The following is a 23,247-nucleotide window of genomic DNA, read 5'->3' as shown; positions in this document are numbered from 1 at the left end:
TGTAAATTGGAAAATAAAAAATATGTCATCAAAAAAATCAGGCATTTCAATTTTTCTCGGTATTTCTCTGAGTTTATTTTGTATTGGTGGAGCAGTATGGTTACTGTTCATTGGAAAGCTTGCAGGATCGGAGTTTGTAGCATTGGTTTTGGGTGGCATAGTATTAAGTTTAATCATTTATTTTTCTTCGGAAATTCAAGAGTTTTCGATTGCAGGGAATGCAGTGAAGCTTAGAGAGCTAAAAGATGAGGCACATCAAACCATTGAAAGCTTAAAACAAGCACGAACTGAGCTATTTAGATTGCTGCTGCCACAAGCTTTGAATTTTGGTGGTACTTTGGGAAGTTTGTCTAAAGTTGATAAACGTGTAGAGGGATTTTGTCAACTTTATGGGGCGATTCAGTCATTTGATTGTGTGGCTGAATTGACGTCAGATATTGAAAAAACATTACGAGTATTAATCACTACACAGTTCAATTTATTATGCTTTATTCATAAAAAATCAGTAAAAACTCTACAAGATTCTTTAGATGATTTATGGACACCACAGGCTTTATCATTACATTTAACAGATGCCATGATTGAAGACTTAAGAAGCCGAACTACACCGGAACCTGATTTTTTGACCATTAAGCAAGATATTCATAATGCAATAGATGCTTATGCAAAGCTTTATGTGATTCACAAAGAATTGATGTCTATAACTGATTTATAAAAATTTACGAAGTGAAATTATTTGAACTTTAAGAAGTGAGACGAATATGAGAAAAATTATTTTAATTGGATTGTTCTTTTTTAGCTTTAATATTAAAGCCCAAGATAATCATTTTAAATTTGATCAAGATGTTATTAGCCATAATATTAAAATAGCGCAAAATTTTGAAAAGTCTAAATTTTATAATAAAAATATAAAGTTTGAATTATCAGGAGAGAAAATTTATTTTTCTAATAAAAATAATGATCAAATTTTAATTTTGGATTTCTGTTGTGGTGGATCTAGTTTGAATGTACAGCGAATAACAGTGACTACTCCAAATAGAGTAGCATATGGTAGGCTTATTAATAAGTTGAATGTTGAAAAATTTATTACACAAAATCAAAATTTTATTGGTATACATTATGCTGATTTTATTAAAAAAATGGGTGTTCCAACAAATCAATATAATGACAAAGATTCACTCATATTAAAATATTACACAGAAGATCGAGATTATCCTATTTTGAAAAATAATTATATGCCATCTTATTACGCGCTCTATAAGTTCAATAAGAAAAGTAAAATATTAACTGGATTTGAATTTGGTTTTTCTGATATATAAAATAAATAATTTTAGAACCCTTAGTTATTTAGATTAATTATTATGTTCAAACTCATTTACTACGTTCCTGAAAGCCATCTTGAGTCGACCAAACAAGCCATTTTTGCTGCAGGTGCAGGTGGTATCGGCAACTACGAACAGTGTGCATGGCAAGTCAAAGGTATCGGACAGTTTAAACCTGTGAAAGGCGCAGACCCATGTTTAGGGCAACTTGATCAGCTCGAACAACTTGAAGAGTGGCGTGTAGAAACCATTGTTCCTGAAGCGCAAGCCAAGCAAGTGGTTCAAGCTTTACAAACGAGTCATCCGTATGAAGAACCTGCTTTTGAGTTTATTCAAATGGTGGATGTTCAGTATTAAAGTTATCAAGATGCCATCTTGTAATTTAATTTTTGATTTAGGGCTTAATGTTTGCTGAATCCTACTTTTGTTTTGGCAAAAGTAGGCAAAACCATTGTCATCAGCAAAACTCGGCAAAGTTCATCATTCAATTAAACTGATCGCAGAAACTTTACGATGCGATTTTCACCTTGCCTCGAACAGTTGCTGATGACTTTGACGCGTATCAAATTGCTGCGAGTAGCTAATAATAAAGTGTTCGATTAAACCTTCTGAACAAATAACTCACGCTCAAAACGATACTGCGGGAAAAACACCCCATCTTCAGCACGTTGCCCAGCACCGATGACCATCACAGGATATTCTTCATCACCCAACTGTAAAAGTTTACGCACGCGAGGTTCATCGAAACCTTCCATCATACAACTGTCAAACCCATAAGCGCGGAGTGCTAAAACTAAATTTTCACAGGCAAGGGCAGTGCTTTTAACAGCCCAAAGTTTACGGTCTGCAGGACTAAATGCAGTGACAGGCAGAGGGGTAAATTGGCGAACAACGCTAAAAGCCAGTTTTTTGGCGTTGCCAATACTGTTGAATAGTCCTGTTTTGTAATTATAGGCAATAAAGCGATAGTATTGCTGCACTGCTTTTGGTGTTTTAGGCATTGGAAACTGGCTGAGATTTTTCTTTGCCATTTCATCAATACGATCTGTACGTGCCACGCAGACAATCAGTTCAGCCGCAGTTCGAGCAGCCAGTTGCCCCATACAGGCTTTAACCAGTTGCGTTTTTTTCTCAGCCGATTGCACCACATAAAACATCCACGGCTGCAAATTTGAAGAATTGGGTGCAAGTAGTGCAAGGTCTAAACATTCATCTAAAATTTCAGCAGGAATCGGCGTATCGGTAAATTTACGCACTGAACGGCGACTTTCGATGACTTTTTTAAACTGATTGACATCAATATCATCAGGTGCAGCCTCATGGTAACGAACTTTGGCTGTGGTTTTCGTAGTGTCCATATTTTAAATATCACAACAAAAAATCAGAAAATATTATCTGCTATTCTAAACGCAGTTGCATGTAGGATTGTGTAGTGTATAAATAGGCAGCTCAGAAAAGAGCTGCCTAAAGAGGCTATTTAGTTGAATTTTGAGAAATCAGCTTCGCGCTTTTCCAAGAAAGCATTGACCGCTTCATGCAGTTCAGGTGATTTGACCCGTTGCATAAAAATTTCAGCTTCTTCATCAATCCATTCCAAAATTTCAGGTAGGTTTTGTTTCATGAGTGCTTTGGTTTGCTTAAGCGATGCAATTGGAAGTTTTGCCATATTTTTCGCTGTTTCATTCGCAAAATCATAAACATCATGATGTTCCATCAAGGCCATTAGATGAAATGGTGCGCGCAGATGTTCATTGGAAAAAACCTGATTGATTAAGCCAAATTTTTCAGCCGTATGAGCATTGAATTTTTGTGCGGTCAGCAAAAGTTCTGCGGCATGATGATAGCCCACTTGTTGCTGCAAAAGTTTGCTTGCACCACCTTCTGGTGATAGTCCAAGGCTGACAAATGGTAGTTGAAACACAGCAGATTCATCGGCATAGACCAAGTCTGCATGTAAGAGTAGGGTGACACCAATACCAATTGCCACACCTTTGACGGCAACAATCAGCGGTTTAGAGAGTTTGGCTGCAGATTTGAGCAAGATAAAAGGTGGTTGTTCTGCCGCACTGGTGCTGATCGGGTTTTGCAGGGAATCTAAAAAATCCTGCATGTCATTGCCTGCGGTAAAGTCATCGCCTGCGCCGCGTAAAACAACTACACGAACTTCATCACTGACATTGGCTTGGTCTAAAGCCTGAGCAATCCATAAATATAACCCGCTATAAATCGCATTTTTGGCAATCGCACGGTCAATGGCGAGAGTGAGTACGCCATGTTCAAGGCTTGCCTGTAAATGCTGATGGGGCTGTGTTAAACAAGTGAGTGTCATTATTCATATCCTTTATTTACAGTATTTGGTGATTTTCAGAAGGTAAATTGTTATGCTTCACGCTGATTCTTTATCATTGCACTTCACCATCCCTTGGTTTAATTATTGATATCCTATGATGTATCGTTTTGATTATCTTGTTTTCATTGGGCGTTTTCAACCATTTCATCTGGCGCATATGCAGACTATTCAGATTGCATTGCAACAAAGCCAGAAGGTGATTATTGCTTTAGGTTCGGCTCAGGCCGAGCGCAGTATCAAAAACCCGTTTCTTGCTCAAGAACGTGAACAGATGATCTTGTCGAATTTTTCTCAGGAAGATCAACAACGTATTGTTTTTGTGCATGTTGTTGATGTCTATGATGATCAGAAATGGGTGAAATTGGTCAAAGATCTGGTGGCAGCCAATACACCAGTGCAGGCGAGCATTGGACTGATTGGTCACTTTAAAGATGACTCGTCGTACTATTTACAATTGTTTCCAGACTGGACTTTGGTCGAGCTCGAAAGTTTAAAAAATTCGATTTCGGCAACACCAATGCGTGAAGCATATTATCGTGGTGAAATTCAAACCCAATATTTTCCGCAAGGTACGATTGAGTTTTTACAGCAATTTCAAAATACGCCTGTTTATGATGAGCTAAAACAGCGTTTTACACGGCAAGACAGTAGCAGTTTTTAAAAAATAGCTAGCATTACTGCTAGCTATTATTTTTTATGCCGCTTTGAGTGCTTTAAGATCGGCAAGTACTTGTTCGGCATGACCTGCAGCTTTCACCTTACGGTATTCTTTTACTAACTTGCCGTTATGAAAAATAAAGGTAGAGCGTTCAATGCCCATGACCTTTTTGCCATACATATTTTTTTCTTTAATGACATCGAAGTGTTGGCATAAAACTTCTTCTTTATCGCTGATCAGATTGATTTTGAGAGCCTGCTTTTCAGTAAAGTTTTGGTGCGATTTTACCGAATCACGTGAAATCCCAATAATCGTTGCACCTTGTTCAGTAAACTGGTCTTGAATACAAGAAAAATCAACAGCCTGAGTGGTACAGCCTGGAGTTGAATCCTTAGGGTAAAAATAAACAATTAACCATTCTGATGCAACTTCAGCTAAGTTGATTTCACCTGTTGTGGTAGGAAAGGCTTGATTTGGAAGTTGAATGCTGTCAGTCATTATCTGTCCTTAAATTTCATGATGTTCTAATGTAAGGGGCAAAAACGCATAATTGTTGTGATACAGAATATCACCTTTGCGAATTGAAAGTGCTTTTTTAAAGATTGGGCCATCAATCACCGTGGTATGAAATTCACCCGCTTCACCACAGGGATCAATGCCACGCGCACAAAGTTCTTCTACATACTGGGTAGTCAAAACCCGCCCAAGATCTTCAACTTTCATGCCTAAATCTAGGTTTACCGTAACAATAACGCTTTGAAAGCCTAAGTCTATAAATTCATGGATAATTTCGAGACGGGGTTTTTGCCATAGAGGCATGCATAATTTTAACTGACTTTTATTACAGACGGATTGGTTCCATTCTGCATGACCGAGTAAATCGATATCCCCAGTGACCAAAACTTCTGCACCCAATGTTTTTTGCTGGTTAAGTAGTTCGATAAACTGTGCTTCATAGTTTTGCCATGTTGCACAAGCCGTCAAAATAGGTAACCCAATAGCATCGGCTTGCGCATGGATAATCTCGAGTGACATACCATGTGAACGTGATTTGAGTCCTTGCTCTTCTAGCATCACAATTAAACCTATCGCTTCACCCATTTGCATGGCTTTAAAGAGAGCAAGGCTGCTGTCTTTACCTCCACTATAAGCAGCGACAAATTTTTTGTTCTGGGCGTTGGCATTCCATAGCATTTGCATGATTTATGTTCTACCTGCGTTGAAAATAGGTGACCCCATAAAAAAACTAGCCACATGATGTGGCTAGTTAATAGAATCACTTAACTGTGATGTCTTACTTCTTTTGTTCTGCTTGTTGCGCATTTTTCATGGCTTCTTCAGACAAAGATTTTAACTTTGCAGTCAACTGTGGACCAAAACAAGCTTGGACAGCTTTGTTTTGTTGTTGAATAAAAGGAAGTGAGCTTGGGCTTTTCTTTTGGTTAACGGTGCTAATAATTTGCCATTCTTGAGCTTTGGTCAAGCGACCTTCAGCATCGACTTGGCATGTACAAAACTTATTGGTTTCTGCTGCAGTCAGTTTGCCGCCTTTACCTGCACTTTCTTTACAGTTGCTAATTAGGGTTGCACGAACGTTGGTGCTTTTTGACGGATCTTGTGCTGCATGAGACATTGTTGCTGTAAATGCCAATGCAGAAAAAAGAGTAGAAACAATCAGTTTTGAATTTAAGAATTTCATATAACCTGCCTTTTATTGAGGTACGTAACGTGTTGGGTCTTCAACGCCTGCCTGAGCAAAACCTTCTTTACGTAAGCGGCAGCTATCGCATTTACCACAAGCACGTCCCTGGTCGTCAGCTTGATAGCAAGACACTGTTTGACTGTAGTCTACACCATGTTCAAGACCTAAACGTATTATATTCCCTTTAGATAAATGTAACAGAGGTGTTTCAATTTTAAGTGGTTTTCCTTCAACCCCAGCTTTGGTCGCGAGGCTTGCAAGTTGTGCAAACGCGTCAATAAACTCAGGGCGGCAGTCAGGATAACCTGAGTAATCTACAGCATTTACGCCAATCACAATGGCTTCAGCGCCAAAAACTTCTGCCGCAGCAAGTGCGTAAGACAGGAAAATCGTGTTACGTGCTGGAACATAAGTGACAGGAATACCTTCCTGAGCCTGTTCTGGAACCGCAATGTTATGGTCAGTGAGTGCCGAACCACCGAGATTACCCAAATCAATATTGATAATACGATGTTCTACGCCTGAACGCTGTGCTAGAGCTTTGGCAGCATCAAGTTCGGTGCTTGAGCGTTGTCCGTACTGAAAGCTCAGGGCAATACATTCATATCGTGCTTGCGCCCAAGCTAAACAAGTAGTTGAGTCTAAACCACCAGATAATAAAACTATGGCGCGAGGGCGCATATTCATTCTCCAAAAAATTTAATTAACGACCTGTTTCATCTTGCCACAACAGTTTATGTAGTTGTAACTGAAAACGTACAGGTAAATGATCATCTAAAATCCACTGTGCCAGATCACGGGCAAAGCGTGGCAATTTGGCATTGCCTTTTTCGACAGCAAAAGCAGGGGAGAACCAAACGGTACTGACTTTTTGCTGGAGTTGATACTCTGCAAGCTGTTGCTTTGACCATTCATAATCTTCACGGTTACAAATCACAAACTTGATTTGATCCTTGGTCGTAAGCAGATCCAGATTGCTGAGCAAATTGCGGTGTGCCTCACCCGAAGTTGGGGTTTTTAAATCAAGGACTTTGGATACGCGCTGATCGACTTTACTGACATCTAATGCACCACTGGTTTCTAAAGATACTTCAAAACCTAGTTCACACAAGCGATTCAGTAAGGCGATGCAGTTGGGCTGTGCCAGTGGTTCACCACCAGTCACACAGATATATGGGGTTTGATAGGCTTGGGCTGTTTCAATAATTTTGTCCAGTGACCAGCGTTCGCCACCTTCAAATGAATAGGTGGTATCACAATAGGTGCAACGCAGTGGGCAGCCTGTCAAACGGATAAAAACCGTGGGCAATCCTGCGGTATTCGCTTCACCTTGCAGTGAATAGAAAATCTCGGTAATACGTAAGCCTGCAGCAGGATCAGTCACAGGAATCTGAGAGGAGCGAAGCGGATTCATAGCAAAATAACCACAGTATTTAAAAAAACAAAAATCTCTACGATTTTACAACCGTAGAGACGAGGAGCGAATGAAGCTCCGAGGAACAGGTTAAGTTCCTCAACAGTTTAGAGATTACTCGTCGCGAAGCAAATCGTTCAAGCTGGTTTTTGCACGAGTTTGCGCATCAACTTTTTTCACGATGATTGCAGCGTAAAGGCTGTAAGTACCGCATTTAGATGGAAGGCTACCTGCAACAACAACAGAACCTGCTGGTACACGGCCGTAGTGGATTTCGCCAGTTGCGCGGTCATAAATTTTGGTTGACTGACCAATAAACACGCCCATAGAAATCACAGAACCTTCTTCAACGATCACGCCTTCAACGATTTCAGAACGTGCACCGATGAAACAGTTATCTTCAATGATGGTTGGGTTTGCTTGAAGTGGCTCAAGAACACCACCAATCCCTACGCCGCCAGACAAGTGTACGTTTTTACCAATTTGTGCACATGAACCTACAGTCGCCCATGTATCAACCATTGTACCTTCGTCAACGTATGCACCGATGTTCACATAAGAAGGCATAAGCACGACATTTTTCGCCTGGAAGCTACCACGACGTGCAACTGCTGGTGGTACAACACGTACGCCAGCTTGTTTAAATTGTTCTTCAGTCCAACCTTTGAATTTAGTGTCTACTTTGTCGTAGAAACGAAGGTCGCAAGATTCGATTGGTTTGTTGTCATTCAATTTGAATGATAAAAGCACAGCTTTTTTTAACCATTGGTGAACAACCCACTCACCTTCAATTTTTTCTGCAACACGAAGGCTACCGTTGTCTAAACCTTGAATCGCTTGCTCAACAGCAGCGCGAACTTCAGCAGGACAGTCTGCTGCAGTAAAGTTGGCACGGTTTTCAAAGGCCTGTTCAATAATCGTAGCAAGCTCAGACATATGCTTATCCCAAAATTATGCTCAAAAAATTACAACGATTTTACACTAAAAACGAGAGCATGCGATTGGAAAAATAGCAAAACGCTCAAGATTTCAGAAAAAGCAGTATCATGGTTGAGCTTAAGAAAATCTCATATGTGTGATTTGGTTATTTTATGTATATTGATGAGATTTCATTATTTTGATTTAAAATGGTTTTTTAAATATTTTATTCGGATGTTTTGAAAAACAGATTAAAAAAATAACATAAATTCAGCAAATTTTGCATAAAAATCATCCATTTTCAACTTAATATGTCCAGCCATAATAGCAACACAACCCGTGGGAATTCACGCTTGGTCAGGAGAAGCATCATGAAGAACATTCAGAAAATTCTGGTTGCCTCGGCACTGGTTTCAATTACAGGTGTGGTCATGGCAGATGAGCCAGTCATTACGGAACCAGGCAATACTTATAAAACTTATTTGCCAAGTTCATTTCGTGCTGAAGCAGGGACAACTGGTTATGGCGGGGCATTTACATGGGATGTGAACCCTTATGTAGGTGTAAGCTTGGGCTATAACGGTGGTGATATTAACTGGCGTAATAATATTAAGAGTCATGGAACTAAATATGACCTTAATCAGCACAACAACAATAACGTCTATTTAAATGCAGAAATGCACCCTTGGGGAGCAAGCAGTAATCACTTTGCCAAGTCGGTATATGTTGCAGCAGGGGCAGCATATCTGGACAATGATTACAAGCTGACCTCAAAGTCCAACGATGGCAATGTTTTTGTTAATGACAACAAATACAACATTACAGGCAATATTACAGGCCAAATGAAATACAAAAACGAGATTGCCCCATATGTCGGAATTGGTGCGCATCCAATGCTGAGCGAGCATTGGGGTGTCTTTGGTGAAGTGGGGGCATACTATACCGATAATCCAGCGGTGACGTTGACCTCGAATGCAACGGTCAACTCAGGCGGAACCAATGCCCAGTTCCAAAGCGACTTAAAAGCACAGGAAAATAAAATCGCCAATGAAGATAAATACAAATGGTTACCTTCTGCCAAAGTCGGCGTGATTTACCGCTTCTAATCATCACGCATAAAAAATGCCATCATGGGATGGCATTTTTTATTTATAGCATTGATTTAACGTAATTTGGCAAGCCAAGTACCGAGTGTTTGTACAATCTGAACCAAAATCAATAGCACAATCACGGTTAAAATTACTACGCTACTGTCGAAGCGCTGATAACCATAAGAAATTGCCAAGTCACCAATCCCGCCTGCACCGACAGCACCTGCCATAGCAGTTGCACCGATCAGACTAATGGTAGCAGTGGTCATGTTTAAAATCAGGGAGCTACGCGCTTCAGGCAAAATAAACTTGAAAATGATTTGCCACGGTGTTGCACCCATTGACTGTGCCGATTCGATAATTCCTTCATTAACTTCAAGCAATGAAGTTTCGATCAGGCGTCCCATATATGGCCCGACATAGATAGTTAGAGGCACAATCGCTGCCCACGTACCAATCGATGTTCCCACCAGCCACTGAGTAAATGGAATCACCGCAATCAGCAAAATAATGAAAGGTAAAGAACGCAAGGCATTTACAATCGGATTGAGTACATGATAAATCACAGGGTTTGGCAAAATCCCTGCTGGGCGTGTAACCAATAAAATAATTGCCTGAATCAGCCCCCAGATTCCCCCAAAAATCAGGGAGAAGAACACCATTTGAAAGGTTTCTTGCAAGGCTGTGACAAACTGATCAATGCTTAAAGAGCTGTGCCAGAACGGCTGAGTCACTTCAGTCAACCATTGTACAATCCAGTCTCTCATGATTGTTCTCCTTGCTGACGAACTTCAACCCCTTGCTGTTTGAGGTAGTCTGTTGCTTGAGCGACGATGGCAGAATCACCCAAAATCTGTACAAACATCTGACCAATCACTGTACCGTCAATTTCAGTCATGTTGGCAAACAAAATATTCAGGCTAATATCAAACTGTTTGATCATGGCCTGAATCACAGGTTGCTGTGCCGATTGACCTAAAAACTGCAAGCAATAAATGCTGTGTTCATGCTGATGTTCAAGCTGCTTGAGAATATTGCGTGGCAATTGTTGCTGTAGCACAGTCTGAATAAAGTTTTTGGTGGTCGGTTGCTGTGGCTTACTGAAAATATCAACCGTTTTACCTGTTTCAATGACTTTTCCAGACTCCATGACCGCAACATAATCACAGACGCTTTCGATCACGTCCATTTCGTGGGTGACCATAACAATCGTAATATTTTGTTCTTTATTGATTTTTTTCAATAAAGCCAAGACAGATTGTGTCGTCTGTGGGTCAAGTGCAGAGGTTGCTTCATCGCACAGCAAAATTTTAGGATGATTGGCAAGCGCACGGGCAATCCCGACACGCTGTTTTTGACCACCAGACAGTTCGTCAGGGTAGGCATTTTTTTTATGGCTCAGATCAATAAAGGACAGCAGTTCATCTAAACGAGCCTGGCGTTTTTCTTTACTGACGCCGAGTAATTTCATTGGCATTTCAATATTTTCTGCTACTGTCTTGGTTTCAAGCAAATTGAAGTGCTGGAAAATCATGCCAATATTGGCACGCTCTTGACGTAATGCACGCGCATCTAAAGCAGTAAAATCTTTGTCATGAATGATAACCTGACCTTCTGTTGGACGTTCCAACAAGTTGATCAAACGAATTAACGTACTTTTACCTGCGCCACTATAGCCAATAATGCCAAAGATACTGCCTTCAGGAATCTCGAGATTGATCTGATCGAGCGCGCGCAGTGTTTGCCCTTTGAGCTGATAGTGTTTTGAAATGTTTTTAAATTGAATCATGTGGTCAAAAACTATGCGAAAAAGAAAAAACAGGCAAAGAAGCTTTGCCTGTTCGTTGACAACATTATATGACTATTTGCTTTCAGTCAGGTAGCTGATTGGTTTATTTACATCTACTTTTGTGCCCGCAAAATGTTCTTGAACATATTTCTTCACTGCTTCAGTGTGGTAAAGCTCACCCAGTTTTTTTAGTGCAGGGTCATTTTTACGTGAGTCAGCAGTTGCAACAATGTTGACATTGAGTTTGGTTGACTGATCGACTGGCTCATAATAGATAGAATCTTTCAGTACATTCAAACCACCTTCCATTGCCAAAGTGTTGCCTAGAACAATGGCGTCAACATCATTTTTTGCGCGTACTGCAGTTGCCATTTGAATTGGTTTAATGTCAATTTTCTTGGCATTGTCAGTGATGTCGTTTGGTGTGCCTTTGGCTGGGTCAAAACCAGTTTTTAGTTTGATTAAGCCTGCGCTTTGTAATAACAATAACGCGCGTGCTTCATTGGCTGCATCGTTAGGAATAGCAACGCTTGCACCTTGTGGGAACTGATCAACTTTCTTGTATTTGCTTGAGTAAATACCCATTGGTTCAAGGTAAGTTGTCGAAACAGGCGCAATTTTCTTCTCATTGCTTGCGTTATATGCCACCAAGTAAGCATATGACTGGAATGCATTTGCATCGACTTCTTTGTTGGCAATCGCAGTGTTCATGGCAACATAGTCAGTGAAGTTTTGGACTTTGAGGTCAATCCCTGCTTTTTTGGTCTCAGGCAATGTTGCAATATAACGCCAGATATCAGCGTCTGAACCTGTCGATGCCAATACGATTTTTTGTGGTTGACCTGCATCGGCAGCTTTCGTGTTGTTGCTTTGTTCAGGTGCATTTTTACTGCAACCAGCCGCAAGGAGTACGCTTGTACCTAAAACAACGCCCAATAATTTTTTCATGAGGTGTGTGTCCCTAAGTCAATAATGTTCAGTGTTTGGATGAAACTTCAGAACATGACAAATACATTCACTGACCGATCATAATTTCTACGCACTACTACATAGCAGCAAATATGCTGAAATCGATTATCGATGAGTGTATTGAAAATGATGTTGATACTTGTCAAGACTGATGTGTAGCAGACAGACAAGTCATAGATCAGTTACATCAGTGTGAAAATTGTGCTCATGATACCAAGAAAATAAAATGCACAATAGGGGAGCATATAGAATCTGTATGTTGCACAATTGATTTTCATCGAAATATTTTCACAAAAGTATATCTGAGCTAGAAAGCTGGCAGTATAAAGTTTTGTCTTTTTAAGTCAAAACAATAAAAAACACAAATCATATGAAAATTTGTGGTTAAGACTGCAAAAATAAAAACGCCCTCGAAAGAGCGTTTTTAGGATAAAAATCGGAGTTTACGCTTGTTCGCGGGCAATCGCACGGTAACCGATGTCACTACGGTATTGCATACCATCAAAGGTAATCTGACCACAGACTTCCAATGCATTGACTTGTGCTTCAAGAACGCTGTCACCCAACGCTGTCACGCAGAGTACGCGACCACCTGAAGTGATGATTTGTCCTTTGGCATTGGTTGCTGTGCCTGCATGAAAGACTTTTGTGCCTTCAGGAGATTGACCTAGACCCGAAATCACATCGCCTTTACGAACGCTTTCAGGATAACCTTCAGCCGCAAGTACGATACCAATCGATTTACGCTCGTCCCACTGTGCTTCTGCAGGTAAGTTGCCTTCAAGACCAGCTTCAACCAAGTCAACCAACGAAGATTGTAAACGCATCATGATCGGTTGGGTTTCTGGATCACCAAAGCGGCAGTTGAACTCGATGACACGAGGTTGACCTTGTTCGTCAATCATTAAGCCTGCATACAAGAAACCTGTATAGACATGACCATCTGCTGCCATACCATCAACAGTTGGGCGCATGATCTGGGTCATCACACGTTCAAATACATCAGCAGTCACGACAGGAGCAGGAGAATATGCACCCATACCGCCTGTGTTTGGACCTTGGTCACCTTCAAAGATACGTTTGTGATCTTGTGAAGTTGCCATTGGTAAAATGTTTTGACCGTCGATCATACAGATGAACGATGCTTCTTCGCCTGCAAGGAACTGTTCAATCACCACACGTGAGCCAGCATCGCCAAACTTGTTGCCTGCCAACATGTCATCAATAGCAGCAAACGCTTCGTCTTTGCTCATGGCAACGATTACGCCTTTGCCTGCTGCAAGACCATCCGCCTTAATGACGATTGGTGCGCCATGCTGTTCAACAAAGGCTTTCGCTGCGTCTACTTCTGTGAACACATCATAGAATGCAGTTGGAATGTTATGACGTTTCAAGAAATGCTTGGCAAAAGCTTTTGAACCTTCAAGTTGTGCAGCGTATTGAGTTGGACCCCAAATTTTAAGACCTGCAGCACGACCAGCGTCGACCACACCATTGACAAGTGGCGCTTCTGGACCGACAACAACTAAAGCGACATCATTATTTTTTGCGAATTCAATGATGGCTGGATTGTCGAGAATATCCAGTTGTACATTTTCACATTTTTCTTCCGTTGCAGTACCTGCGTTACCTGGTGCTACAAAGACTTTGCTGACTTTTGCATCTTGCGCGATTTTCCATGCCAAGGCATGTTCACGACCACCGCTACCCAAAACGAGAATATTCATCGGTTCATACTCCATGAATCGAAAGGGCACAAAGCCCTCAGCTATGAAATAGAGAGGACTTTGTGCAATGATCTATAATGTCTTAATTGTTGTTCAATTAGTGACGGAAATGACGCATACCTGTGAACACCATCGCAATACCGTGTTCATCTGCTGCTGCAATCACTTCTTCATCGCGCATAGAACCGCCCGGTTGGATGATACATTTAATGCCTGCTTTTGCAGCATTGTCGATACCATCACGGAACGGGAAGAATGCGTCAGATGCCATAACTGCACCTTCAACCACTAGACCCGCATGTTCTGCTTTAATTGCAGCAATACGAGCTGAGTTTACGCGGCTCATTTGACCTGCGCCAACACCGATAGTTTGACGACCTTTTGCATAAACAATCGCGTTTGACTTCACGTATTTTGCAACTTTCCAAGCAAAGATCAGGTCATCAATTTCTTGTTCAGTTGGAGCAACTTTAGTCACAACTTTCAAGTCAGAAGCTTTGATCATGCCCAAGTCTTGGTCTTGAACCAACAAGCCGCCATTTACGCGTTTGTAGTCAAGTTGTGGTGCACGTGCATCGATTGCAGGAAGTTCACCACAAACCAATACGCGAACATTTTTCTTCGCGCCAGTCACTTCAAGTACGCCTTCAGCAATGCTTGGTGCGATGATCACTTCAACGAACTGACGTTCAACAATGGCTTTCGCTGTTTCAACATCTAACTCGCGGTTAAATGCAATGATGCCACCAAATGCAGATTCTGGATCAGTTGCATATGCAAGGTCATAGGCAGCTTTGATACCGTCTAAAGATACCGCAACGCCACAAGGGTTGGCATGTTTTACAATGACACATGCAGGTTTAGCGAAAGATTTCACACATTCAAGTGCTGCATCGGTATCCGCGATGTTGTTATAAGATAATTCTTTACCTTGTAACTGTTTAGATGTAGAAACTGATGCTTCTTTTGCAGCAGGATCAACATAGAAAGCAGCTGATTGATGCGGGTTTTCACCGTAACGAAGGTCTTGTGCTTTCACTAATTGTGTGTTGAAAGTACGAGCAAATTTTTCTGCTTGACCTTCTTCTTTACCTACGCGAGCGCCAAGGTAAGAAGCGATCATACCGTCGTATTGAGCAGTATGTTCAAATGCTTTAACAGCCAAGTCAAAACGGGTTTCGTAAGACAATGCGCCGTTTGCTTTAAGTTCAGCGACAACAGTTGCGTAGTCAGACGCATTGACGATGATGCCTACAGATGCATGGTTTTTAGCCGCAGCACGAACCATAGTAGGACCACCGATGTCGATGTTTTCAATCGCATCTGCAAGTGAACAGTTTGGTTTTGCAACAGTTGCTGCAAATGGATAAAGGTTCACGATCACAAGATCAATCGGGTCGATGTTGTGTTCTTGCATAACCGCTTCGTCTAGGCCGCGGCGAGCAAGGATACCACCGTGAATTTTTGGATGTAGGGTTTTAACACGACCATCCATCATTTCAGGGAAACCAGTATGTTCAGATACTTCAACGACAGCAATATTGTTGTCTTTAAGCAACTTATATGTACCGCCAGTAGAAAGAAGTTCAATACCCAAATTTGCAAGTTCTTGAGCAAATTCAACAATACCAGTCTTATCAGAAACTGAGATTAAAGCGCGCTTAATAGTCATGATTTTCAAGTCTTCAGATTAAACATTTAGGCAAAAAAAATGCCCACGACGACGTGAGCATTTTATCATTTATTCACTCATTAAACCGTGAGCTTTTAACTTTTTACGCAAAGTACCACGGTTTAGTCCTAGAATTTCAGCAGCGCGAGTTTGGTTGCCGCGAGTGTATTCTAAAACAACAGATAAAAGAGGTTTCTCCATTTCTGCTAGCACCATGTCATATACCTGAGCAGGTTGCTCGCCTTGCAGTTGTGCAAAATAATGACGAACTGCGCGATCCACGTGGATGCGAAGCGCTACATCAGATTGTGCAGTAAAAATAGGAGATTTGCTATTCATGCGTTTTAATCCGAATAATCTATAACCACTAGGGTAAAAGTGGTTGAGTTTATAAAAGGTTAAAAAATACCCAATTCAGCTTGTGAAGAGAATATTAAAAATAAGTAACTAGCTTGCCATACATTATCTGTATTGGTTAAAAAATAAGCGTAACTTTTGTTAAAGAAATGTTACAGCCCAAATTTTAAAATAAAAAAACTGCTACATGCGCAATATGGGGATAATGCACATCTGGCAATTTATTTCATTATGGGAATTTCTACGAGATGTTTGTGTGGTCAAGCTTTCGTGGCGCGTATCATACCACTGTCATATAAAAAGTGAGTAAAATTAATGCAAAAAATTGCTATTTTTTATCGTTTTTTTTAATTGAAAATATTTATAAAATTGCTTTTATAGATTATTTAAAAACACAAATTCCCCCACTGAATAAAAAATATCATAAACAGCGAAAACTTGTACAAGGCTATAGATTTAATTGATGGTTGGTGTTTGGGTATTTTTTTCTGTGATCTAGTTTAACGATGGTTTGAGTTGCAATTTAAAGGGTTGATGCGCGTCATGTGATGGAATATCGATACGAAAATATTGAGTTTGTTTTGCATCTACGTGTTGTTTATGTTGTTGCGGAAGTGGCAGGTAATGCGTAGGTATAAAACTGAATACTTTTTGCGCGGTAATGATTTGTATGCTCGGTAAACTTTGTGGATGATCGCTATTATTGATCAGCTTTCCTGTAATCGTGGTTAACCCCGGGTAGTCGTCATAAATATGAGTTGCCTCAACTTGTAACGCATTGACGGTTTTAGTGTTGCATTGAACCATGCTGCATGTGTGGGTTGAAAAAATAGCCAGTAAAGGAAACTGCTGTTTCAGGTCGCTATTGTTATTGGTAATTTGACTCACGACAAATCCAAACACGACCAGATTCAGAACAAATAAAAATGCGTGAATACTTAAGTTAAAAAATCGAGTTGAGGTATTTTTTGAAAAATTAAAAAAAGAATCAGGTTTTTTTAAGTCAAACCGATGCTCTTCACCAAACTGGTGACTATTTAGGTAATTGAGCAAATCGGTATTTGATGAATCAAGTTTACGGTCAAAAATCGCCAGTACTGCTTCTGCACCGCCACGCTCATGAATTTGATGATGGGTGAGTAAGGTAACATTCTGAAATTGGCTGTCTAATTGTACAATATAAGGCGAATGGCTTAATAATTCATACGCGTTAAAATTCTGGTCACATTTGGCACAACAAACCATGCCCTGTGCAATCGACAGCTGAGTTGGAGAAATCAGATATTGTGTCTTGCAGTTTGGGCATTGGGTTTGTATGTCACACATAGTGATTGCCTAAAACGGATTAGCTTTGGCGTTTACCTGAAATACGGCACCAGTTTTCTTCGCGTTTTTCGATGTTCAAGATATCAAAGAATTCTTGATAAACTCCAGAAACATCTTCGACTTGCTCTTCAATAACGCCTGCTAAAGCAAATTCACCATCAGCTTTAAGTAATTTCGCAAATTCTGGTGCAAGTGCCATGAGAGGGGCAGCTAAAATATTGGCGACCAAAACATCTGCCTGTTGACTCTTGAACTCGGCGTTAAATTCTTCAGGTAAGCCAACAAACAAACGGTCAAGTACGCCATTGAGTTCAGCATTTTGTTTGGTTGCAAGTACAGCTTGCGGATCAATATCCGTTGCATAAACTTTTTTCGCACCCAATAGCAGTGCTGCAACACCTAAAATGCCAGAACCACAGCCATAATCAACCACAATTTTGTCTTTGAGATCGATGCTGCCGAGCCATTGTAAACACAAGAAAGTACTTGCGTGATTGCCTGTACCAAACGCTAGACCTGGATCAAGTTTAATGTTGGTTGCATCTGCCTCGGGTGCTTCTAACCATTCAGGCACGATCCAGAATTTTTCAGCGATCTGGATTGGCTCATAATAGTCCATCCATGCGCGTTCCCATGCTTGATCTTCAAGTTCGTCAAAACGTACAGGCGCTTCTGGAAGCTGTTCCTGAACAAATTTGATTAGGCTATCAACATCGATTTGTTCGCTGTCATCTTGTTGGTAGATGCCTGTTACAATCACCTTGTTCCAAAGTGGAGTTTCGCCTGGAAGTGGCTCAAGCAATGCCTGATCTTCAGCATCATCTAGAGTGACACTGACTGCGCCCAAAGAAAGTAACAATGTTTCAGTAAAATCAACTTGTGCTTGATCAACAGTAATATGTATTTGTAACCACTTCACGCAAATAACCTAAATGTTTAGAACAAAGCGGTATTGTAACGAAATCGGCTGCGCTTGGGGAGTTTGTACACTTATATGTCTCAAAATAAAATAGCCACCGCATTGAGGGTGGCTATTTTGCAAGTCAGGACTATTGAATTGGGCAAGTCAGCTGATTTAATTCTTTGCGGCTGAAACCACGTGAAAGTAGTATGCGCTTGATTCCTTTTATTACATCCTCATCCTGAGTTAAAGCTAAAGTTTGAAGGAGTTGTTCATTGGATTTACATGCACAATCATTTTCAACCCATGCCACATGATTTTTGCGGTCATTTGTGCTGTCTTGTGCACCAAAAAATTTCTGCAAAAAACTCATAAAGCCTTCGTAACGCAACCTAAGATAGTTCGGAATATAATTTAAAAAAATAAAAAAACAAGTTGGCTAAAGTTATAGGAAAAATGGAGATTGTGTTAAGCAATAGTGGTTTTCATGAAATTGTAATCAAAAACAAGTAAATAAATTTATGATCGTTGTCATATTTATTTACAAATTCATGGCTCTGACCCGTATGGCGTGATTTGATCAATCAAACATTCAAGTGAGCTATTGATGCTTCAAAATTGAAATTATGCTTGAGGTTGAATAAGTTATAAATTTTATTTTTTGGTATAAATTTTAAAAACACCTGCCTTGATTGGATTTAAAAAAATCTGCTAAGTATATTATTTTTTAATATAAATAAAAGATTTATAAGGCAATACAATAATTCACCATTCTAAAACTGGCATTTTTATTGCTACTAAAATAATAAATTTGGACTATTTGGTTTAAAAAATGGCAGTTTCTTTTTATCGGTCAGTACGCTCTCAAGCCAAAACAGTGGTGTTGAGTTCGGGTTTGGGTGGACATGCGCAGTACTGGCAAGCACAAATTACTCATTTGCAGCAACAGTTCCATGTGCTGACCTATGATCAGACTGGGGTTTTACCTGAGAGTGAAATCTTACCAGACGGGTATAACTTACCCATGATGGCAGATGAGTTACGGCAGATTTTAGAAGAGCAAAAAATCACTCAGTGTCATTTTATTGGGCATGCTTTGGGTGGTTTTATTGGTTTGGAGCTCGCACGTCAAGTACCACAACTTGTAGAGAAACTGGTCGTGGTCAATGCATGGGATCGGCTTGATGCACATACCAACCGTTGTTTTGCTACACGTTTGACGTTGTTACGGCAAGCAGGCGTTGCGGCTTATGTGCAGGCACAAGCCTTGTTTTTGTATCCGCCTACGTGGATTTCAACGCATGATTTACAACTGTGCCAGCAGGAGCAACAGGCGATTGCCCATTTTGCACCTTTAGAAAATGTAGAAAAACGGTTGGCGGCATTACGTCAATATCAGCCTGAACAGACTGCACGAGAGGTGTCTCATCCAGTTTTGGTGATTGCCAATCAGGATGATTTTTTGGCGCCTTGGCAACGTGGTCTGGCACTTTCCCGCTTAATTCCCCATGCAGATTTTGAGTTGTACCCAACAGGTGGGCACGCCAGCAGTGTGACCCAAGCAGATTGGTTTAATTCGTGTGTATTGCAATATTTATGTTCTTAAATCAAGGAAAAAGTCATGAATAGTTTGAGTTTAAAACTGGAAGAATATGCTTTAGAAAAATTGTTTAGCGAAGCGCGGACGCATAATGCATGGCAAGATAAAGTCATTGCACCTGAGTTGCTTCAGGAGCTTTATGATTTGCTGAAAATGGCGCCAACTTCGGCCAACTGTTCACCTGCGCGGTTTGTGTTTATTCAAAGTGCAGAAGCCAAAGCCAAACTTAAACCTGCGTTATCTTCAGGCAATGTAGAAAAAACCATGACTGCGCCTGTGACAGTTTTGGTGGCGTATGACAGCGAGTTTTATGAAAAACTGCCTGAGTTATTTCCACATGGCAATGCCAAATCATGGTTTACTTCTAGCCCTGAACTCGCACATGAAACTGCTTTTCGTAATAGCTCCATGCAAGCCGCTTATTTAATTTTGGCATGTCGTAGTTTGGGTTTGGACACAGGCCCAATGTCGGGCTTTAACCCAACTTTAGTGGATGAAACCTTTTTGTCAGGCACCACATGGAAAAGCAATCTGTTGATCAATATCGGTTACGGCAATCCTGAGAAACTTTATGGGCGTTTGCCACGGTTAAGTTTTGAAGATGCCTGTCAAATCATTTAAATTTTTCCAAGATGGCAGGTGATGCCTGTCATCTTAACTTTCAGCCGCCGCAGGAATAAGACTCTCAATCAAGAGTTGCTTCGAAGTTGCCAACGCTTCCTGATAGAAGTTTTTATTTTTAAGGGTTTTGCCTGAAATGGCTTGAGTTTGTACTGCAAAATCCGAATAGTGCTGTGTCACTGCCCAAATATGAATAATTAAGTGCAGCGCTGATACAGGCTTTAAACGACCTTGTTCAATCCAGTCATTAATGACTGCAGTTTTTTGCTGTATCAGTTTTTTCAGTGAACTTTTTAAAATCGTACTGATATGCGGCGCGCCTTGCATCATTTCCAGCGCATATAAACGCGACGCTTGTGGAGAATCTTTCGCAAGCTGAAATTTGGCTTCAATATAATTGCCCAGTGCCTGCGCAGGGTCTTGCTGTTTTTCCATTTGATTCAGCGGCATTAACCATGCAGTCAGTACTTGTGACAGTACCGCGACATATAAATCATCTTTCCCTGCAAAATAATAAAACAGATTTGATTTGGAAATACCTGCCACATCGGCAATCTGTTCCATGCTTGCACCTTGTAGACCATAAGTCGAGAAAACATCCAGTGCTGCTTGCAAAATCAGTTGTTGTTTTTGTTGTGCATTTCTACTTTTTTTTACAGAAATAAGTGGCTCATTGTGCATCGGGTCTAACCTGATTCTATTTTCAGGCAATTGTAGCAAATCCTTGTACTGAAATAGGTATCACTGAAAGATTAGTGCGCAAAAAATGCACGAGACTTGTGCGTGTGTGTTTCAAATTAGATAATAGTTGGACTAAATGGTCTAAATAATAAAACCATAAGATAAACTCAATATATTGAAATTTAATAATAAAAAATATTGGCATTTAAATTGCTTAATTGATAATACAAATTCTGTGAGTGCACCACAGTCTTGATTTTTACACTTATGAATAAACGAGGTGTCAGTATGCAAGTAGGTGTTTTTTGTCCGATTGGTAACAATGGTTGGCTCATTTCTAAAAATGCACCACAGTACAAACCGACCTTTGAGCTGAACAAGGAAATTGTACAAAGCGCAGAGCAGTATGGTTTTGATTTTGCCTTATCGATGATCAAGTTGCGGGGTTTCGGCGGTGAAACCGAGTTTTGGGACTATAACCTAGAAAGCTTTACCTTAATGTCAGGTCTGGCAGCCGTCACATCTAAAATCAAGATTTATGCAACCGCAGCGACACTGGTCATGCCCCCTGCAATTGTAGCGCGTATGGCAGCGACACTGGATTCGATTTCTAATGGGCGCTTTGGTCTGAATGTCGTTACAGGCTGGCAACGCCCCGAATACAGCCAAATGGGTATGTGGCCAGGCGATGAGTATTTTGGCAAGCGCTATCAGTATTTGTCGGAATATGTTCAAGTATTAAAAGAGCTTTGGGCGACAGGAAAGTCGGACTTTAAAGGCGAATTTTTCCAAATGGATGACTGTCAGGTGAAACCTCAGCCATCCAAAGATTTAAAAATTATTTGTGCAGGTCAGTCCGATGAGGGTTTGGCATTCTCCGTACAATATGCCGACTATAACTTTGTCTTTGGTAAGGGCGTCAATACGCCAACCGCTTATGCCTCAATCAATGACCGCCTGAAAGCACAAACCGATAAAACTGGGCGTGATGTCAGTACCTTTGTGCTGTTTATGGTGATTGCAGATGAAACCGATGAACAGGCTTTCGCAAAATGGCAAAGCTATAACGAGGGTGCAGACATGCAAGCGATTGCTTGGCTGCAAGATCAGGGAGGCAAAGATAAGATTTCAGGCAGTGATACCAATATTCGTCACATGGCTTCGAGCGTTTCACCTGTGAATATCAACATGGGAACTTTAGTGGGTTCTTATGTCAAAGTGGCTGCCATGCTGGATGAAATTGCCGAAGTCAAAGGCACAGATGGCATTTTGCTGACCTTCGATGACTTTGTTTTAGGGGTTAAAGATTTTGGTGAAAAAATTCAACCACTCATGAAAAGCCGTACTTTGGCAGACAGTATTGTCCCAAGCCAAGTGACTGATTTTTCTATGGAGAAAAGCGCATGAACCATTCAACGATCCGTGCCAGTTTTACCCCAGCCACTGCACCGATTTTAAAAGCGGAACCTGAGTCGATTCAGCTTGATGCCAAACAAACTGCGCTCATCGTGGTGGATATGCAAAATGCCTATACCAGTTTAGGTGGCTATCTGGATTTGGCAGGGTTTGATGTATCGAAAACCCAGCCAGTCGTACAACAAATTCAAAAGGCGATTGATGTAGCGCATGCTGTGGGCATTCAGGTGATTTTCTTTAAAAATGGTTGGGATGCTGACTATGTCGAAGCAGGTGGCGAAGGCTCTCCGAATTTTCATAAATCCAATGCCATTAAGACCATGAAGAAAAAGCCCGAACTACAAGGCAAGCTCTTGTCTAAAGGCGGTTGGGATTATGAACTGATTGATGAGCTGCAACCTGCGCCACAAGATATTGTGATTGAAAAACCTCGATATAGCGGTTTCTTTCATACGCAACTCGACAGCATTTTGCGAGCCAAAGGCATTCGCAATCTGGTGTTTACAGGCATTGCGACCAACGTCTGTGTGGAATCAACCTTGCGTGATGGTTTCTTTTTGGAATATTTCGGGGTGCTGCTCGATGATGCCTGCTATCAGGCAGGGCCAGTCGAAGTGCATGAAGCGACTTTATTTAATGTCAAAACCTTCTTCGGTTGGGTGTCTGACACACAAAATTTTGCAGAAAGTTTTGACCCAGTTGCTCAACCCAAAGCTGAAGCGGTTTAAGGAGA

Annotated in this window: 27 protein-coding genes; 9 read left to right on the top strand and 18 right to left on the bottom strand. The window is 40.8% G+C overall.

Annotated features, from left to right (window positions below; genetic code table 11):
* Nucleotides 1-22: 22 nt before the first annotated feature.
* From P255_RS08390 to P255_RS08380, 3 genes are read left to right on the top strand one after another with little or no spacing between them, the layout of a single operon-like run.
* The gene (locus P255_RS08390) at nt 23-715 is read left to right on the top strand and encodes a hypothetical protein (protein ID WP_004900388.1); all 693 of its coding nucleotides are present in this window, start codon (nt 23-25) and stop codon (nt 713-715) included.
* A gap of 46 nt (nt 716-761) precedes the next feature.
* Nucleotides 762-1,319: a hypothetical protein gene (locus P255_RS08385; protein ID WP_004900390.1), complete on the top strand. Its 558-nt coding sequence runs from the start codon at nt 762-764 to the stop codon at nt 1,317-1,319.
* A 42-nt stretch (nt 1,320-1,361) separates the two neighbouring features.
* Entirely contained in the window at nt 1,362-1,679 is a 318-nt protein-coding gene (locus P255_RS08380) for a YqfO family protein (protein WP_004900393.1), read from the top strand.
* A gap of 242 nt (nt 1,680-1,921) precedes the next feature.
* Here the strand turns inward: P255_RS08380 and P255_RS08375 are convergent, their stop codons facing one another.
* On the bottom strand, nt 1,922-2,680 hold the full coding sequence (locus tag P255_RS08375; RefSeq protein WP_004900396.1) for a nitroreductase family protein: 759 nt from the start codon (nt 2,678-2,680) through the stop codon (nt 1,922-1,924).
* A 119-nt stretch (nt 2,681-2,799) separates the two neighbouring features.
* Complete coding sequence (locus P255_RS08370) at nt 2,800-3,651, bottom strand: enoyl-CoA hydratase-related protein (RefSeq protein ID WP_004900399.1); 852 nt, start codon at nt 3,649-3,651, stop codon at nt 2,800-2,802.
* Between the two features lie 118 nt (nt 3,652-3,769).
* Here P255_RS08370 and P255_RS08365 point away from each other — a divergent pair, with 118 nt between their 5' ends.
* Nucleotides 3,770-4,333, top strand: a complete 564-nt coding sequence (locus tag P255_RS08365; RefSeq protein ID WP_035365128.1) for a nicotinate-nicotinamide nucleotide adenylyltransferase — start codon at nt 3,770-3,772, stop codon at nt 4,331-4,333.
* 33 nt (nt 4,334-4,366) lie between these two features.
* Here P255_RS08365 and P255_RS08360 read toward each other — a convergent pair whose 3' ends face one another.
* The 6 genes from P255_RS08360 to dapD form a co-directional block, all read right to left on the bottom strand.
* On the bottom strand, nt 4,367-4,828 hold the full coding sequence (locus tag P255_RS08360) for a peroxiredoxin (RefSeq protein WP_004900406.1): 462 nt from the start codon (nt 4,826-4,828) through the stop codon (nt 4,367-4,369).
* 9 nt (nt 4,829-4,837) lie between these two features.
* The gene (locus tag P255_RS08355; RefSeq protein ID WP_004900411.1) at nt 4,838-5,530 is read right to left on the bottom strand and encodes a Dph6-related ATP pyrophosphatase; all 693 of its coding nucleotides are present in this window, start codon (nt 5,528-5,530) and stop codon (nt 4,838-4,840) included.
* A 94-nt stretch (nt 5,531-5,624) separates the two neighbouring features.
* Complete coding sequence (locus P255_RS08350; protein ID WP_004900412.1) at nt 5,625-6,029, bottom strand: hypothetical protein; 405 nt, start codon at nt 6,027-6,029, stop codon at nt 5,625-5,627.
* Between the two features lie 12 nt (nt 6,030-6,041).
* A complete protein-coding gene (gene queC / locus P255_RS08345; protein ID WP_004900415.1) occupies nt 6,042-6,713 on the bottom strand; it encodes a 7-cyano-7-deazaguanine synthase QueC in 672 nt (223 codons plus the stop codon).
* Nucleotides 6,714-6,735: 22 nt separating this feature from the next.
* Nucleotides 6,736-7,446, bottom strand: coding sequence for a 7-carboxy-7-deazaguanine synthase QueE (gene queE, locus P255_RS08340; RefSeq protein WP_004900418.1), 711 nt, complete (start codon nt 7,444-7,446; stop codon nt 6,736-6,738).
* A 114-nt stretch (nt 7,447-7,560) separates the two neighbouring features.
* Nucleotides 7,561-8,382: a 2,3,4,5-tetrahydropyridine-2,6-dicarboxylate N-succinyltransferase gene (gene dapD, locus P255_RS08335; RefSeq protein ID WP_004751466.1), complete on the bottom strand. Its 822-nt coding sequence runs from the start codon at nt 8,380-8,382 to the stop codon at nt 7,561-7,563.
* Between the two features lie 353 nt (nt 8,383-8,735).
* Between dapD and carO the strand changes: the two genes are divergently transcribed.
* Nucleotides 8,736-9,470, top strand: a complete 735-nt coding sequence (carO, locus tag P255_RS08330; RefSeq protein WP_004900422.1) for an ornithine uptake porin CarO — start codon at nt 8,736-8,738, stop codon at nt 9,468-9,470.
* A 56-nt stretch (nt 9,471-9,526) separates the two neighbouring features.
* Here carO and P255_RS08325 read toward each other — a convergent pair whose 3' ends face one another.
* The 9 genes from P255_RS08325 to P255_RS08285 all read right to left on the bottom strand — a co-directional run bounded on the left by P255_RS08325 (nt 9,527) and on the right by P255_RS08285 (nt 18,569).
* On the bottom strand, nt 9,527-10,222 hold the full coding sequence (locus P255_RS08325) for a methionine ABC transporter permease (protein ID WP_004900424.1): 696 nt from the start codon (nt 10,220-10,222) through the stop codon (nt 9,527-9,529).
* Nucleotides 10,219-11,244, bottom strand: a complete 1,026-nt coding sequence (locus tag P255_RS08320; RefSeq protein ID WP_004900426.1) for a methionine ABC transporter ATP-binding protein — start codon at nt 11,242-11,244, stop codon at nt 10,219-10,221. The genes P255_RS08325 and P255_RS08320 overlap by 4 nt, the downstream gene beginning before the upstream one ends.
* Before the next feature lie 72 nt (nt 11,245-11,316).
* Nucleotides 11,317-12,192, bottom strand: a complete 876-nt coding sequence (locus P255_RS08315) for a MetQ/NlpA family ABC transporter substrate-binding protein (RefSeq protein WP_004900429.1) — start codon at nt 12,190-12,192, stop codon at nt 11,317-11,319.
* A gap of 464 nt (nt 12,193-12,656) precedes the next feature.
* Nucleotides 12,657-13,940 carry a phosphoribosylamine--glycine ligase gene (gene purD, locus P255_RS08310; protein WP_004900432.1) on the bottom strand — a complete coding sequence of 428 codons (1,284 nt, stop codon included), beginning with the start codon at nt 13,938-13,940 and terminating at the stop codon, nt 12,657-12,659.
* Nucleotides 13,941-14,037: 97 nt separating this feature from the next.
* Nucleotides 14,038-15,612 carry a bifunctional phosphoribosylaminoimidazolecarboxamide formyltransferase/IMP cyclohydrolase gene (gene purH / locus P255_RS08305; protein WP_004900435.1) on the bottom strand — a complete coding sequence of 525 codons (1,575 nt, stop codon included), beginning with the start codon at nt 15,610-15,612 and terminating at the stop codon, nt 14,038-14,040.
* 69 nt (nt 15,613-15,681) lie between these two features.
* Nucleotides 15,682-15,951, bottom strand: coding sequence for a DNA-binding transcriptional regulator Fis (gene fis, locus P255_RS08300; RefSeq protein ID WP_004751481.1), 270 nt, complete (start codon nt 15,949-15,951; stop codon nt 15,682-15,684).
* A 513-nt stretch (nt 15,952-16,464) separates the two neighbouring features.
* Nucleotides 16,465-17,295, bottom strand: coding sequence for an MJ0042-type zinc finger domain-containing protein (locus tag P255_RS08295; RefSeq protein WP_004900438.1), 831 nt, complete (start codon nt 17,293-17,295; stop codon nt 16,465-16,467).
* Nucleotides 17,296-17,314: 19 nt separating this feature from the next.
* The gene (prmA, locus tag P255_RS08290) at nt 17,315-18,214 is read right to left on the bottom strand and encodes a 50S ribosomal protein L11 methyltransferase (protein WP_004900441.1); all 900 of its coding nucleotides are present in this window, start codon (nt 18,212-18,214) and stop codon (nt 17,315-17,317) included.
* Nucleotides 18,215-18,344: 130 nt separating this feature from the next.
* Nucleotides 18,345-18,569: a hypothetical protein gene (locus P255_RS08285; protein WP_035365127.1), complete on the bottom strand. Its 225-nt coding sequence runs from the start codon at nt 18,567-18,569 to the stop codon at nt 18,345-18,347.
* A 459-nt stretch (nt 18,570-19,028) separates the two neighbouring features.
* Between P255_RS08285 and rutD the strand changes: the two genes are divergently transcribed.
* Both rutD and P255_RS08275 read left to right on the top strand, forming a co-directional pair.
* The gene (rutD, locus tag P255_RS08280) at nt 19,029-19,802 is read left to right on the top strand and encodes a pyrimidine utilization protein D (RefSeq protein ID WP_004900447.1); all 774 of its coding nucleotides are present in this window, start codon (nt 19,029-19,031) and stop codon (nt 19,800-19,802) included.
* A 15-nt stretch (nt 19,803-19,817) separates the two neighbouring features.
* Nucleotides 19,818-20,417: a malonic semialdehyde reductase gene (locus P255_RS08275; protein WP_004900449.1), complete on the top strand. Its 600-nt coding sequence runs from the start codon at nt 19,818-19,820 to the stop codon at nt 20,415-20,417.
* A gap of 33 nt (nt 20,418-20,450) precedes the next feature.
* Here P255_RS08275 and P255_RS08270 read toward each other — a convergent pair whose 3' ends face one another.
* Entirely contained in the window at nt 20,451-21,098 is a 648-nt protein-coding gene (locus tag P255_RS08270; RefSeq protein WP_004900451.1) for a TetR family transcriptional regulator C-terminal domain-containing protein, read from the bottom strand.
* A gap of 288 nt (nt 21,099-21,386) precedes the next feature.
* Between P255_RS08270 and rutA the strand changes: the two genes are divergently transcribed.
* Nucleotides 21,387-22,505, top strand: coding sequence for a pyrimidine utilization protein A (gene rutA, locus P255_RS08265; protein ID WP_004900453.1), 1,119 nt, complete (start codon nt 21,387-21,389; stop codon nt 22,503-22,505).
* Nucleotides 22,502-23,242, top strand: a complete 741-nt coding sequence (rutB, locus tag P255_RS08260) for a pyrimidine utilization protein B (RefSeq protein ID WP_004900456.1) — start codon at nt 22,502-22,504, stop codon at nt 23,240-23,242. Before rutA ends, rutB begins: the two co-directional genes overlap by 4 nt.
* Nucleotides 23,243-23,247 lie beyond the last annotated feature (5 nt).

The organism is Acinetobacter brisouii CIP 110357, from assembly GCF_000488275.1.
Classification (GTDB): Bacteria; Pseudomonadota; Gammaproteobacteria; order Pseudomonadales; family Moraxellaceae; genus Acinetobacter; species Acinetobacter brisouii.
Note: the sequence above shows the minus strand (reverse complement) of the source record. Positions and strands in the feature narration are given on the sequence as shown.